The sequence below is a fragment of the Pseudomonas sp. genome, assembly GCF_035512415.1.
Classification (GTDB): domain Bacteria; phylum Pseudomonadota; class Gammaproteobacteria; order Pseudomonadales; family Pseudomonadaceae; genus Aquipseudomonas.
In genome coordinates this window covers 478084-492856 of the sequence record NZ_DATKDZ010000038.1, presented here as the reverse complement: position 1 = coordinate 492856, position 14773 = coordinate 478084, and the positions used below count along the sequence as shown (strand labels likewise).

At 62.2% G+C, this 14773-nt stretch carries 12 protein-coding genes; all 12 read left to right on the top strand.

Features of this window, described 5'->3' with window-relative positions; translation table 11 throughout:
- Positions 1 to 31: 31 nt before the first annotated feature.
- The 12 genes from leuB (at position 32) to VMP31_RS19400 (ending at position 14698) form a co-directional block, all read left to right on the top strand.
- Positions 32 to 1114: a 3-isopropylmalate dehydrogenase gene (gene leuB / locus VMP31_RS19455; RefSeq protein ID WP_325509344.1), complete on the top strand. Its 1083-nt coding sequence runs from the start codon at positions 32 to 34 to the stop codon at positions 1112 to 1114.
- Between the two features lie 60 nt (positions 1115 to 1174).
- Positions 1175 to 2287, top strand: coding sequence for an aspartate-semialdehyde dehydrogenase (gene asd / locus VMP31_RS19450; protein WP_325509343.1), 1113 nt, complete (start codon positions 1175 to 1177; stop codon positions 2285 to 2287).
- 286 nt (positions 2288 to 2573) lie between these two features.
- Positions 2574 to 3584 carry an aspartate-semialdehyde dehydrogenase gene (locus VMP31_RS19445; protein WP_325509342.1) on the top strand — a complete coding sequence of 337 codons (1011 nt, stop codon included), beginning with the start codon at positions 2574 to 2576 and terminating at the stop codon, positions 3582 to 3584.
- A 154-nt stretch (positions 3585 to 3738) separates the two neighbouring features.
- A complete protein-coding gene (locus tag VMP31_RS19440) occupies positions 3739 to 6567 on the top strand; it encodes a FimV/HubP family polar landmark protein (protein WP_325509341.1) in 2829 nt (942 codons plus the stop codon).
- A 3-nt stretch (positions 6568 to 6570) separates the two neighbouring features.
- Entirely contained in the window at positions 6571 to 7437 is an 867-nt protein-coding gene (truA, locus tag VMP31_RS19435; RefSeq protein WP_325509340.1) for a tRNA pseudouridine(38-40) synthase TruA, read from the top strand.
- A 51-nt stretch (positions 7438 to 7488) separates the two neighbouring features.
- Positions 7489 to 8115, top strand: a complete 627-nt coding sequence (locus tag VMP31_RS19430; protein ID WP_325509339.1) for a phosphoribosylanthranilate isomerase — start codon at positions 7489 to 7491, stop codon at positions 8113 to 8115.
- Positions 8116 to 8334: 219 nt separating this feature from the next.
- Positions 8335 to 9219, top strand: coding sequence for an acetyl-CoA carboxylase, carboxyltransferase subunit beta (accD, locus tag VMP31_RS19425; protein ID WP_325509338.1), 885 nt, complete (start codon positions 8335 to 8337; stop codon positions 9217 to 9219).
- Positions 9216 to 10520, top strand: a complete 1305-nt coding sequence (gene folC, locus VMP31_RS19420; protein ID WP_325509337.1) for a bifunctional tetrahydrofolate synthase/dihydrofolate synthase — start codon at positions 9216 to 9218, stop codon at positions 10518 to 10520. The genes accD and folC overlap by 4 nt, the downstream gene beginning before the upstream one ends.
- Complete coding sequence (locus tag VMP31_RS19415; protein ID WP_325509336.1) at positions 10504 to 11142, top strand: SPOR domain-containing protein; 639 nt, start codon at positions 10504 to 10506, stop codon at positions 11140 to 11142. The genes folC and VMP31_RS19415 overlap by 17 nt, the downstream gene beginning before the upstream one ends.
- A 126-nt stretch (positions 11143 to 11268) precedes the next feature.
- Entirely contained in the window at positions 11269 to 11823 is a 555-nt protein-coding gene (locus VMP31_RS19410; protein WP_325509335.1) for a CvpA family protein, read from the top strand.
- A gap of 45 nt (positions 11824 to 11868) precedes the next feature.
- Positions 11869 to 13377 (top strand): amidophosphoribosyltransferase, encoded by a 1509-nt coding sequence (gene purF, locus VMP31_RS19405; protein ID WP_325509334.1) that lies wholly within the window; start codon positions 11869 to 11871, stop codon positions 13375 to 13377.
- A 109-nt stretch (positions 13378 to 13486) separates the two neighbouring features.
- Positions 13487 to 14698 carry an O-succinylhomoserine sulfhydrylase gene (locus VMP31_RS19400; RefSeq protein ID WP_325509333.1) on the top strand — a complete coding sequence of 404 codons (1212 nt, stop codon included), beginning with the start codon at positions 13487 to 13489 and terminating at the stop codon, positions 14696 to 14698.
- The last annotated feature ends 75 nt before the right edge of the window (positions 14699 to 14773 follow it).

Below are 14773 nucleotides of genomic sequence, written 5' to 3'. Positions count from 1 at the left end.
ACGGCGCACCCTACGGCGTATTGAGGGCAAGATGAGCAAACAGATTCTGATTCTCCCTGGCGACGGTATCGGCCCGGAAATCATGGCCGAAGCGGTCAAGGTGCTGGAGCTGGTCAACGACAAGTACAGCCTGGGTTTCGAACTGAGCTTCGACGAACTGGGCGGCGCAGCCGTCGACAAGTACGGTGTGCCGCTGGCTGACGAAACCCTGGAGCGCGCCCGCGCCGCCGACGCCATTCTGCTCGGTGCCGTTGGCGGGCCGAAATGGGACAAGATCGACCCGGCCATCCGCCCCGAGCGCGGCCTGCTGAAAATTCGTTCGCAGCTGGGGCTGTTCGCCAACCTGCGCCCGGCCATTCTCTACCCGCAGCTGGCTGATGCTTCCTCGCTGAAGCCGGAAGTGGTGGCGGGGCTGGATATCCTGATCGTGCGTGAGCTGACCGGTGGCATCTACTTCGGCCAGCCGCGCGAGAGCAAGGTGCTGGAAAACGGCGAGCGCATGGCCTACGACACCCTGCCATACAGCGAAAGCGAAGTGCGCCGTATCGCCCGCGTCGGTTTCGACATGGCCCGTGTCCGCGGTAAAAAGCTCTGCTCGGTGGACAAGGCCAACGTATTGGCCTCCAGCCAACTGTGGCGTGCTGTGGTCGAGGAAGTGGCTAAGGATTACCCGGACGTCGAACTCAGCCATATGTATGTGGATAACGCCGCCATGCAACTGGTGCGCGCGCCCAAGCAGTTCGACGTGATGGTCACCGACAATATGTTCGGCGACATCCTCTCGGACGAGGCCTCCATGCTTACCGGCTCCATCGGCATGCTGCCGTCGGCGTCCCTGGATGCCAACAACAAGGGTATGTATGAGCCGTGTCACGGCAGCGCGCCGGATATCGCCGGGCAGGGCATCGCCAACCCGTTGGCGACCATTCTGTCGGTGTCGATGATGCTGCGTTACAGCTTCAATCAGGCCGCGGCGGCTGATGCCATCGAGCAGGCGGTCAGCCTGGTGCTGGATCAGGGCCTGCGCACTGGCGATATTCTCTCTGCCGGTACGACCAAGGTCGGTACGGCGGCAATGGGCGATGCGGTGGTTTCCGCGCTGCGCAGTCTGTAATCTTCTCTGCCCGTCGGCGCTAACTCCGGCGGTCTGCTTGTTTATAAAGGTGCAGTGGCTATGAAACGTGTAGGTCTGATCGGTTGGCGTGGCATGGTGGGTTCCGTGCTGATGCAGCGCATGCTGGAAGAACAGGATTTCGACTTGATCGAACCGGTGTTCTTCACCACTTCCAATGTCGGCGGTCAGGGTCCGGCGATTGGCAAGGAGATTGCCCCGCTGAAGGACGCCTACAGCATCGATGAGCTGAAAAGCCTCGACGTGATCCTCACCTGTCAGGGCGGTGACTACACCAGCGAAGTCTTCCCCAAGCTGCGCGAAGCTGGCTGGCAGGGCTACTGGATCGATGCCGCCTCGTCCCTGCGCATGGCCGATGACGCGGTGATCGTGCTCGATCCGGTCAACCGCAAGGTGATCGACCAGCAGCTGGATGCCGGCACCAAGAACTATATCGGCGGCAACTGCACCGTCAGCCTGATGCTGATGGCGTTGGGCGGCCTCTACGAAGCCGGCCTCGTCGAGTGGATGAGTGCCATGACCTATCAGGCGGCAAGCGGTGCCGGCGCGCAGAATATGCGCGAGCTGATCAAGCAGATGGGCGCGATCAACGCCTCGGTGGCCGATGAGTTGGCCGATCCGGCCAGCGCCATTCTGGATATCGACCGCAAGGTGGCCGAAGCCATGCGCGGCGAGTCGTTCCCGGTGGACAACTTTGGCGTGCCCCTGGCTGGCAGCCTGATCCCTTATATCGACAAGGAACTGCCTAACGGGCAGAGCCGTGAAGAATGGAAGGGTCAGGCGGAAACCAACAAGATCCTCGGTCGATTCAAGAACCCGATTCCGGTCGATGGCCTATGCGTGCGCATCGGTGCCATGCGTTGCCATAGTCAGGCACTGACCATCAAGCTGAACAAAGACGTGCCCATGGCCGATATCGAGGGCCTGATCAGCCAGCACAACCCCTGGGTCAAGCTGGTGCCGAACCAGCGTGAGGCGAGCATCCGCGAGCTGGGTCCGACCGCAGTAACCGGTACCCTGAGCGTGCCGGTCGGTCGTCTGCGCAAGCTCAATATGGGTTCGCAGTACCTCGGCGCGTTCACCGTCGGTGACCAGCTGTTGTGGGGCGCGGCGGAACCACTGCGACGCATGCTGCGGATTCTGCTGGAGCGTTGATGCCCTGAGTCTCTGCTGACGAGACTGCTGTGGTGTTAACGGTCATGCCGCGAGAGGCCCCGAATCATGAGAGCCTTCGCGGCATACCCGCCGCCCTCATCCGGCGCTTCGCGCCACCTTCTCCCGGGGGGAGAAGGAAAAAGGAGGGCGTCGCTGCGCGACTTTCACGCTAAGGAAGCGGGTTTGCTGGTGATCGAATGAAAGTTCGACCGCCGGCAAGCCCGCTTCTTTGCATTTGGCTGATGCGGTTATACAGTGCTGGGCTTATTTCGCTAGAAGCCTTGCCATGACCCGTAGTTTTGATATCGCAGTGATCGGTGCCACCGGAAGTGTGGGGGAAACCCTGGTGCAGTTGCTCGAGGAGCGCGATTTCCCGGTGGCGAACCTGCATCTGATGGCCAGTGGTGATTCGGCAGGTGGCTCACTGTCCTTCAAGGGCAAGAACCTGCGGGTACGCTCACTCGAATCCTTCGACTTTGCCAATGTGCGGCTGGCGTTCTTTACCGCCGGTGCGGCCGTGACCCTGGAATATGCCGCCCAGGCCCGGGCGGCGGGGTGTGCGGTGATTGATCTGACCGGGGCTTTGCCCCAGGAGCAAGCCCCGCGGGTCATCCCCGAAGTGAATGCCGAGGTCCTGACGACGCTGGCAGCACCCTATCTGCTGGCCAGCCCGAGTGCGCCGAGCATCGCCCTGGCCAGCGTGCTGGCGGTGCTGGGTGCGCACCTGAGCCCGCAACGGCTGACAGTTACCGCCTGTCTGGCGGTTTCCAGCCGCGGCCGGGCAGGGGTTTCCGAATTGGCGCGGCAGACCGCCGAGCTGCTTAATGGCCGTGCTTTCGAGCCGCAACTGTTTGATCGGCAGATGGCGTTCAATCTGTTGGGGCAGGTCGATGAGTGCGATGGCGAAGGCCATGGTGCCCTGGAGCGACGCATGGCCCTCGAACTGAAAACCCTGCTGGCGGCTCCGCAGTTGCAGGTGTCGGCCACGTGCATACAGGCCCCGGTGTTCTTTGGCGACAGTTTCAGCGTATCGCTGCAGTGCGCCTCGGCATTCGATCTGCAGACTCTGCGTGATGCCCTGGAGGCCGCGCCGGCTGTGGAATATGTAGAATCCGGCGATTATCCGACGGTGGTGGGCGACGCGGTGGGGCAGGATGAGGTCTATGTCGGCCGTGTTCGCGCCGGCCTGGATGATCCCTGTGAACTCAATTTGTGGATTGCGTCTGATAATGTAAGAAAAGGCGCTGCGCTAAATGCTGTGCAATTAGCCGAGTTGTTGATAAAACACTATCTGTAAAAGATACTTAGCTGGAAATTTGAAGAATCTTTCGAGCTTGGCAATACTGGCTGAGTTAATTGCTGGATGGGGCTACACCTTTGGGTGGTGCAGGCAGCAATTTTCAAGATCCTCTCGCCTGGCGAGAAAAAAAGATAAAACAAGGGATAACGCTATGGTTCGGGTTCGCAAACTGGTGCTGGCAATCGCAGCTGCTTCGGCACTGTCCTCCGGTATGGCGCATGCGCTGGGACTGGGTGAGGTGACCTTGCAGTCGGCGCTGAATCAGCCGTTGGTGGCTGAAATCGAACTGCTGGAAGTGCGTGACCTGACTTCCAGCGAGTTGCGGCCCAGCCTCGCGTCTCCCGAAGAATTCAACAAGGCGGGTGTGGATCGTCAGTATTTTCTGACCGATCTCAAGTTCACCCCGATACTCAAGCCCAACGGCAAGAGCGTTATCCGCGTTACCTCGAGCAAGCCGCTGCGCGAACCCTACCTGAACTTCCTGGTTGAAGTGCTGTGGCCTAACGGTCGCTTGCTGCGTGAGTACACCCTGCTGCTCGACCCACCTCTTTATAGCCCGCAGGCCGTGATACCCGCTGCACCGCGGCTGCCGGTTGCGGCTCCCGCGCCGCGCCCGCAAGTCGCCGCTACGCCACGTCCGGTCCAGGCCAGCGGTGCGCCGGTGGCCCCAGCCGCGCCTGTCGCGCCACGGGCACTGGATGGCAACGAATACAAGACCACCGCCAATGACACCCTCTGGGAAATTGCCCAGCGCGTACCCGGCGGTAGCGTGCATCAAACCATGCTGGCCATCCAGGCGCTGAACCCGGATGCCTTTATCGGCGGCAATATCAATCGCATGAAAAGCGGTCAGGTATTGCGTCTGCCGGACGCCGAGCAGGTCAAGAGCCGAGGTCAGGCCGAGGCCATTGCCCAGGTCGCCGAGCAGAACGCCGCATGGCGCGAAGGCCGTAGCCTGGCCGGCGGTACCGCACGTCAGCTGGATGCCACCAAACGTACCGTGGCCGGCGATGCACCTGCCAAAGCGGCGGCTGGCGACAGTCTGAAACTGGTCGCGGCCGATACCGGCAAGGCCACCGCCGGTAGCGATACCGGCACTGTCGACAGCAAGGCCCTGGCCGACAAGCTGGCGGTGACTCAGGAAAGTCTCGACTCCACTCGTCGGGAAAATACCGAGCTGCAGGATCGCATGGGCGATCTGCAGAGCCAGCTCGACAAGTTGCAGCGCCTGATTCAGCTCAAAGACGATCAAATGGCCAAGTTGCAGGCCGATCTGGCCGCTCAAGGGCAAGCTCCTGCAGTGGCTCCGGCGGTCGAAGCCGCTGCGCCTGCGCCGGCCCCTGAGGTCAGTGCCGAGAAGCCTGTACTCGCGCAAACCCCCGAGGCTGTGGTGCCGGCTAGCCCTGTCGAACCAGTAGCCGAGCCCGAGCAGGATTTCAATTACAGCGAAGAGCCAGCTCCTGTTGCTCAGCCTGAGGCGGCCGCGCCGCAAGTCAGCGAGCCGCCAGCGCCGGCCAAACCAGCTCCGGTCAAGCCGGCAGCCCCTGTGGTTGCCGTTGCGCCGCCAGTGGTAGAGCCGCCGGTCGAGACCAGCCCGCTCGATGAGCTGCTGGCCAATCCGATGATGCTGGGCATCGCCGGTGGCGGTGCGCTGCTGGTTTTGCTGCTGGCGTTGATGATGCTGTCGCGCCGCAATGCCCTTAAGGAAGCCGAACTGCAGGAAAGCCTGGCCACAGACGGGCAGGGTGTTGATCTGGGTGCTGATATGGCTCTGCCAGACGATAGCTTCGACACCTCGGATGATCTGGCGACCGAGCAGGATCTTGCCCCGGCTGAAGAGCGTGTAGCCGCGCAAACCGGCGATGCCCTGGGCGAGGCCGATATCTACATTGCTTACGGTCGCTTCAATCAGGCCGCGGAGTTGCTGCAGGGTGCCATCAATGATGAGCCGCAGCGCAGCGACCTGCGCTTGAAGCTGATGGAAGTCTATGCCGAGCTGGGCGACCGCGATGGTTTTGCCCGTCAGGACAATGAATTGCGTGAAATCGGCGGCAGTGCTTCCGAAGTCGATCAGATCAAGGCCAAGTACCCTGCCATGCTTGCCGCTGCCGGGGCTGCCGGTTTCGTGGCGGCTGCCAATGCCGAAGATGACGACCTGAGCGACTTCAGCTTCGATGACCTGGCGCTGGATGAGCCGGCTGCACCCGCTGCGGGCGGCGATCTGGACGATGCCTTCGACCTTAGCCTGGACGATCTGGAAGCTGACCTGGAGCGTGATCTGCAGGAGGCCGGTAAAGCGGCTGGCCCGAACGATATGGACAGCCTGTCGCTGGATGGCGATATGGACTTCAGTGCGCCGGTCGAGCCGAAAGCCAAAGAAGACGACGAACTGGGCTTCGATCTGAGCCTGGACGAGGCCGCTGGGGAAAGCCTGGAGCCGGAAGATGATCTGGCCGATTTCAGCCTGGATCTGGACGCGCCGCTTGAGCTTGAAACGGCCGCCGAAGACGAGTTTCTGTTGAGCCTGGATGATGAGCCGAGTGCTGCTCCGGTCAAGAATGAACTGCCCGCATCGGCCCCCGAGCCTGCAGCAGAGGAGGCTGACCACGGCTTCGATCTGTCGGCCGACTTCGATCTGGCGCTGAATGACGAGCAGCCCGCCCAGCCGAGCAGCGACAGCTTTGCTGCCCAGCTCGACGAGGTGAATGCGGAGCTGGACCTGCTGTCCGGTGATCTGGATCAGCCGGATGATCTGACCATGCCAGCCAGCTCCGGTCTGTCCGATTCAGGAATGGATGGCGACGACGACTTCGACTTCCTCTCCGGTACCGATGAAACCGCGACCAAGCTTGATCTGGCGCGCGCTTATATCGATATGGGCGACACCGAAGGTGCTCGCGACATCCTCGATGAAGTCATCGCCGAAGGTAACGATGGTCAGCAGCAGGAAGCCCGCGAGCTGATCGCTAAACTGGTTTGATACATGTCTGATGGTCTCACTACAGCGGCAGCCGATTCGGCTGCCGTTGGCGTTTTCAAAATCGCCCTCGGGGTCGAATACAAAGGCTCGCGCTACCGTGGCTTTCAGCGCCAGCGGGCGGGTGTGCCTTCGATTCAGGAATCCCTGGAAAAAGCCCTGTCGAAAGTCGCGGGCGGCGCGTCGGTTACCCTGAGCTGTGCCGGGCGCACCGATGCCCTGGTGCATGCCAGTGCCCAGGTGGTGCATTTCGCGACCACTGTCGAGCGCTCTATGCACGCCTGGGTGATGGGGGCGAACATGAACCTGCCCGCCGATATCAGCGTGGCCTGGGCCAAGTCGATGCCGGCGCATTTCGATGCGCGCTTCTGCGCCCAGGCGCGGCGCTATCGTTATGTGATCTACAACGATCAGATCCGTCCGGCGCATATGGCCGAAGAGGTGACCTGGAATCATCGGCCGCTGGATATCGAGCGCATGCGTGAGGCGGCCAGGGTTTTTGTCGGCACCCACGACTTCAGCGCCTTTCGCGCGCGCCAGTGCCAGGCCAAGTCGCCGATCAAGACGGTGCATCACCTGGAGCTGCTGCAGCACGGGCGCTTTATCGTGCTGGATATCCGCGCCAATGCCTTCCTCCACCATATGGTGCGCAATATCGCCGGGGTGCTGATGACCATCGGGGCGGGGGAGCGGCCTGTTGAATGGGCGCAGGAAGTACTGGAAACCCGTGTGCGGCGCACCGGCGGGGTGACGGCGCACCCTTATGGCTTGTATCTGGTGCAGGTCGATTATCCAGCCGAGTTCGATTTGCCCAAGCGTTATCTGGGGCCACACTTTCTCTCCGGTTTGGCGGATGTGGCGGCTGACGCCTGAAAGGCTATTTGTTAGCATCCGGCTCTGGTCGAATTTCTTGAGGTGATCCTGTTGTCAGTCGTTCGCAGCAAGATCTGTGGCATTACCCGCATAGAAGACGCATTGTCGGCCGCCGAGGCGGGCGCGGATGCCATCGGTCTGGTGTTTTATGCCAAGAGCCCGCGTGCGGTCAGTGTGCAGCAGGCGCGGGCCATCATTGCCGCCTTGCCGCCCTTCGTGACCACGGTGGGGCTGTTTGTCGATGCCAGCAGGCAGGAACTCGACGAAATTCTCGCGGCCGTACCCCTGGACCTGTTGCAGTTTCATGGGGATGAGAGCCCGGCCTTCTGCGAGGCCTTGCAGCGGCCCTATATCAAGGCGCTGCGGGTCAAGCCCGGTGATGATCTGGCGGCTCAGGTCGCGGCCTATGGCCAGGCGTCGGGGGTTTTGCTCGACACCTATGTGCCGGGCATTCCCGGTGGCACGGGCGAGGCTTTCGACTGGTCGCTGGTGCCGCAGGGCCTGAGTAAGCCGATTATCCTGGCCGGTGGCCTGGTGGCGGAGAATGTGGCAGCGGCGATCAGGCAGGTGCGGCCCTACGCGGTGGATGTCAGTGGTGGCGTTGAGGCCAGCAAGGGCATCAAGGATGCAGAAAAGATCCGGGCGTTTATGCGTGCGGTCAAGACGGCCAGCGGGTGATGTGACGACGCGCTGTCCTTGGCCGTCCATAACCCTGTTGCAGGTGTTGCATGAATACTGCAGGCAGTCGAAGTGCAGGTGGCGGGTTTGTTGCGTGAATAGCCCGCTGGGCGCGTACGCCGGCCCCTGATATGACTGCCCTCGTGAATTTGCCTGGATCGGTCTGGCGACCTGGCGTCGCAGGCTTGTCCGGCTCTAACGCTTTGGAGAATCAAGAGCATGAGCAACTGGTTAGTAGACAAACTGATCCCATCGATCATGCGATCCGAGGTCAAGAAGAGTTCGGTGCCGGAAGGCCTGTGGCACAAGTGCCCGTCATGCGATGCGGTGCTGTACAAACCCGAGCTGGAAAAGACCTTGGATGTCTGCCCCAAATGTAATCACCACATGCGGATCGGGGCCCGTGAGCGCCTGGATATCTTCCTCGACGCCGAAGGGCGCGAAGAACTGGGTGCCGATCTGGAACCGGTTGACCGCCTGAAATTCCGCGATGGCAAGAAGTACAAGGATCGTATCGTCGCGGCGCAGAAGCAGACCGGCGAGAAGGATGCCCTGGTTGCCATTCGCGGCACCCTCGAAGGCATGCCGATCGTGACCTGTGCCTTCGAGTTCTCCTTTATGGGCGGCTCCATGGGCGCAATCGTCGGCGAGCGCTTCGTGCGCGCCGCCAATGCGGCCCTGGAACAGCGTTGCCCGCTGGTGTGCTTCTCCGCTTCAGGCGGTGCGCGCATGCAGGAAGCGCTGATCTCCCTGATGCAGATGGCCAAGACCTCCGCGGTACTGGCGCGCCTGCGTGAAGAAGGGATTCCCTTTATCTCGGTGTTGACCGACCCGGTATATGGTGGGGTTTCCGCCAGTCTGGCCATGCTTGGCGACGTGATCGTGGCCGAGCCCAAGGCCCTGATCGGCTTTGCCGGCCCGCGGGTGATCGAGCAGACCGTGCGCGAGAAGCTGCCGGAAGGTTTCCAGCGCAGCGAGTTCCTGATCGAACACGGTGCCATCGACATGATCATCCACCGTGCCGAGCTGCGCCCGCGTCTGGCGCGTCTGCTGGCCCAGTTGACGCGTTTGCCATCGCCTGCCGCGCTACCGGCAACTGCATGACCGAGCGCTCCCTTGCCGAGTGGTTGGCGTACCTGGAGCAATTGCACCCGAGCGCCATCGATATGGGCCTGGAGCGCTGCGCTGAAGTGGCGCAGCGGCTGGGCCTGACCCAGCTTGCGCCGCGGGTGATCACGGTAACCGGTACCAACGGCAAGGGTTCGACCTGTGCATTTATAGCTTCCTTGCTGCAAGAGCAGGGGCTCAGTGTCGGGCTGTACAGCTCGCCCCATCTGTTGCGCTACAACGAGCGCGTGCAGATCGCCGGCGTCACCGCCAGCGATGCCGTGCTCTGCCAGGCCTTTGCCATGGTCGAGGCGGCGCGTGGCGATATTTCCCTGACCTATTTCGAAATGGGCACCCTGGCGGCGTTCTGGCTGTTCCGCGAGGCGGGCCTGGATGCGGTGGTGCTTGAGGTCGGCCTGGGCGGTCGGCTGGATGCGGTCAATCTGGTGGATACCGACATTGCTCTGGTCACCAGTATTGGTATTGATCACGCCGACTGGCTGGGCGATACCCGTGAGTCGGTGGCGTTCGAGAAGGCCGGGATCTTCCGCGCGGGCAAGCCAGCGCTGTGTGGTGATCTAGAGCCGCCGCTGCCTTTGCTTGATCGCGTGGCCGAGCTGGATGCGCCATTCTTTCTGCGCGGCCGCGACTATGACCTGAGCATCGAGGCGCAGCATTGGTCCTGGTATGGCCTCAATAGCCAGGGCGAAGTGCTGCAGCTTGAGCGTTTGCCGCTGCTCGACCTGCCCATGGAAAACGCCGCCCTGGCCCTGCAGGCCTATGCCCTGACGGGGCTGCCCTGGCAGGCCGAACAGATCGGCAGAGCGCTGCTGCGCACCCGGGTAATCGGGCGACTGGATCGCCGAGTTGTGAATTGGCAGGGTAAGTCACTCACACTGCTGCTCGATGTTGGGCATAATCCCCAGGCGGCCGAGTACCTGGCCCAGCATCTGGCCGATCGGCCTGTGCAGGGGCGTCGGGCAGTATTCGGTCTGCTCGCGGACAAGGACCTGGCTGGAGTGGTGAGGCCGCTGCTGGTTGAGGTGCAGGCATGGGCCGTGGCCCCTCTGCCAACCGCGCGCAGCCGTGATGCCGCCGAGCTGCAGGCTCAGTTGCACAATAGCGGTGCCCAGGTAGCGGCCTATGCCGATGTGCAGGCGGCGCTGCAGGCTCAGTGCGAGCAGGCGGCAGCCGGTGATGAAATACTGGTGTTCGGATCTTTCTACTGCGTGGCCGAGGCCCTGGATTGGCTGGCCCGCCAAGCCAATGGGGGCGTGCAGGATGGCTTTGCTGGATAAAGGATTGAAGCAGCGGATGGTGGGGGCGCTGGTGTTGCTGGCGCTGGCGGTTATCTTCCTGCCGATGCTGTTGTCGCGTGAGGATGAGCTGGGTCGTGTCGTGGTCGATGCGCCGTCCATGCCCGCTGCGCCCACCATGCCGCAAATCGAGATGCAGCCGGTGGTGGTCCCCGAGCCGCAGCCGCTGGAGGATGAGCCGCTCGTCGCAGGCGACGATGTTCAGGCTGCTGAGCCGGCTACTGCCCCCGAAGCTGTCCCGGCTCCAGCTCCAGCTCCAGCTCCAGCTCCAGCCCCGGTTGCCGAGTCAGCCGCTCCCGCTGTGGCGCAGGCCAAGCCGAGTGCGCCGACTCCTGCTCCCACCAGCCGCTTGGATGCCAATAGCCTGCCGATCAGTTGGTCGGTGCAGCTGGCCAGCCTGTCCAGTCGCGATGGTGCGCAGAGCTTGCAGAAAACCCTGCGCAGCCAGGGCTATAACGCCTATATCCGTACCGTGGACGGCATGAATCGGGTCTTTGTCGGGCCGCTGATCGAGCGTGGCGAGGCCGATCGCCTGCGTGATCAGCTCAATCGGCAGCACAAGCTCAACGGTTTTGTCGTGCGTTTCCAGCCCGAATCCAGCTGAGCCAGGCCGGCCGAGCGCAGAGTCGCGCCCGGCGTTGAGACATTTCGGCGGGCGTTCAATCCTTTGCTTACCCCAGCTCGGGGGCTCTGCTAAAATGCAGCGCCTTTTCCGTCGGTAACCCACATCGTGATATTTACCTGGGTCGATTGGGCGATTATCGCCGTTGTCGCCATCTCCAGCCTGATCAGCCTAAGCCGGGGCTTCGTAAAAGAAGCGTTGTCGCTGCTGACCTGGATTATTGCCGGCGTGGTGGCCTGGATGTTTGGTGGCGCGCTGGCGCAGCATCTTGGCGAATTTATCGAAACACCCTCGGCGCGGGTCATCGTCGCCTGCGCCATTCTGTTCGTGGTCACCTTGTTGGTCGGTGCCTTGATCAATTACCTGATCGGCGAGCTGATTCGGGTGACCGGGTTGTCCGGGACCGATCGCCTTCTCGGCATGGTGTTTGGCGCTGCCCGTGGCGGCTTGCTGGTGGTGGTACTGGTCGGCCTGGTCAGTCTGGCCCCGGTGCAGCAGGACAGCTGGTGGCAGGAATCGAGTCTGCTGCCGCATTTTTTGCTGGTGGCCGACTGGTCGAAGAACCTTATCCTGAGCCTGTCCAGTCAGTGGCTCGCCAGCGGCGTATCTGCGCCGGTTGAATTACCGTTCAAAGAGGTGCTGCAGCAGCCTAGGCTGCCGTAAGCGCATTCAGAATCATCCTGTTTCATTGAGTAGGGGTTGCGTCACATGTGCGGCATTGTCGGTATCGTCGGTAAATCGAACGTCAATCAGGCGCTGTACGACGGGCTCACCGTCCTCCAGCACCGCGGCCAGGATGCTGCCGGTATTGTCACCAGCCATGATGGCCGCCTGTTCCTGCGCAAGGATAACGGCCTGGTGCGCGATGTCTTTCAACAGCGGCATATGCAGCGCCTGGTCGGTCATATGGGCATCGGCCATGTCCGCTATCCCACTGCGGGCAGCTCCAGTTCGGCGGAGGCGCAGCCGTTCTACGTCAACTCGCCCTACGGCATCACCCTGGCGCACAACGGCAACCTGACCAACGTCGAGCAGTTGGCCAAGGAGATCTACGAGTCCGACCTGCGCCACGTCAACACCAACTCCGATTCGGAAGTGCTGCTCAACGTGTTCGCCCACGAACTGGCCCAGCGCGGCAAGCTGCAGCCGACCGAGGAAGATATCTTCGCCGCGGTCAGCCAGGTGCATGAGCGCTGCATCGGCGGTTATGCGGTGGTGGCGATGATCACCGGGTACGGCATCGTCGGCTTTCGCGACCCCAACGGCATTCGCCCAATCGTCTTCGGTCAGCGCCACACCGATGAAGGCGTGGAATATATGATCGCCTCGGAAAGCGTATCGCTGGACGTGCTCGGCTTTACCCTGATCCGCGACCTGGAGCCGGGCGAGGCGGTGTATATCACCGAAGACGGCAAGCTGACCACGCGCCAGTGCGCGAGCAACCCGAAGCTTTCGCCGTGCATCTTCGAACACGTCTACCTGGCCCGTCCCGACTCGATCATGGACGGCGTGTCGGTGTACAAGGCGCGTCTGCGCATGGGCGAGAAACTGGCCGACAAGATCCTTCGTGAGCGTCCCGAACACGATATCGATGTGGTTATCCCGATTCCCGACACCAGCCGCACCTCGGCGCTGGAGCTGGCCAATCGCCTGGGCGTGAAGTTTCGCGAAGGCTTCGTCAAAAATCGCTATATCGGCCGCACCTTTATCATGCCGGGCCAGGCCGCACGGAAGAAGTCGGTACGGCAGAAACTCAACGCCATCGAGCTGGAATTTCGCGGCAAAAACGTGATGCTGGTGGACGATTCCATCGTGCGTGGCACCACCTGCAAGCAGATTATCCAGATGGCCCGCGAAGCCGGGGCGAAGAACGTCTACTTCTGCTCGGCCGCGCCGGCGGTGCGTTATCCCAACGTGTATGGCATCGACATGCCCAGCGCCCATGAGCTGATCGCGCATAACCGCAGCACCGAGGAAGTGGCCGAGTTGATCGGTGCCGACTGGCTGATCTACCAGGATCTGCCTGATTTGATCGAAGCGGTCAGTGGTAGCAAGAAGATCAAGATTGAGCATTTCGATTGCGCGGTGTTCGACGGCAAGTACGTCACCGGCGATGTCGACGCGGCTTACCTGGACAAGATCGAGCAGGCGCGTAACGACCTCTCCAAGGTCAAGTCCCAGGCGGTCAGCGCGATTATCGATCTGTACAACAACTAAGCTGCAGGCTCCAAGTCGCAAGCTGCAAGCGTGTAGCCCGGATGCAATCCGGGAGCCTTTGGGATGAGCAACCCGGATTGCATCCGGGCTACGGCTGTGTGAGGTAGGTATGAGCGAAGAATGGCAAGCAGGGCGTCTGGATAGCGATCTGGACGGCGTAGGTTTCGACACCCTGGCAGTGCGCGCCGGGCAGCATCGCTCGCCTGAGGGCGAACACAGCGAGGCGATCTACCCCACCTCCAGCTATGTGTTCCGCACCGCCGCCGACGCCGCCGCGCGCTTTGCTGGCGAGGTGCCGGGCAATGTCTATTCGCGTTACACCAACCCCACGGTGCGCGCCTTTGAAGAGCGCATCGCCGCCCTGGAAGGGGCCGAGCAGGCGGTTGCCACCTCGTCCGGCATGTCGGCGATTCTGGCCATGGTCATGAGCCTGTGCAGCGGCGGCGACCATGTGTTGGTGTCGCGCAGCGTATTCGGTTCGACCATCAGCCTGTTCGAGAAGTACCTCAAGCGCTTCGGCGTCGAGGTGGACTATGTGCCGCTGTCCGACCTGAATGCCTGGTCGGCGGCGTTCAAGGAAAATACCCGGCTGCTGTTTGTCGAGTCGCCGTCCAATCCCCTGGCCGAGCTGGTGGATATTGCCGCCCTGGCGGAGATTGCCCATGGCAAGGGTGCGCTGCTGGCGGTGGACAACTGCTTCTGTACCCCGGCGCTGCAGCAGCCGCTCAAGCTCGGGGCCGATATCGTTATGCATTCGGCGACCAAGTATATCGACGGCCAGGGCCGCAGCATGGGCGGCGTTGTCGCCGGCCGCGCCGAATTGATGAAGGAGGTAGTGGGCTTTCTGCGCACCGCCGGGCCGACCCTTAGCCCGTTCAATGCCTGGATCTTTCTCAAGGGCCTGGAAACCCTGCGCGTGCGCATGCAGGCTCACTGTGCCAGCGCCCTGCAACTGGCTCAGTGGCTGGAACAGCAGCCCGGGGTCGAGCAGGTTTACTACGCCGGGTTGCCCAGCCATCCGCAGCATGAATTGGCCAAACTGCAGCAGAGCGCCTTTGGCGCGGTGGTCAGTTTCGAGGTCAAGGGCGGCAAGGAAGCGGCCTGGCGCTTTATCGACGCCACCCGGGTGATCTCCATCACCACCAACCTGGGTGATACCAAGACCACCATCGCCCATCCGGCGACCACCTCCCACGGCCGCCTGACTCCAGCCGAGCGCGCCAATGCCGGCATCCGCGACAACCTGATCCGCGTCGCGGTCGGCCTGGAAGACCTGGTCGATCTCAAGGCCGATCTGGCCCGCGGTCTGGCGGCGCTCTAAGTCGGTCTCCTTGCCTGGCGGGCCTTTACGGGCCCGTCAGGTCGCTTCATCTCTCCCTAAACACGCCCCTGCCTC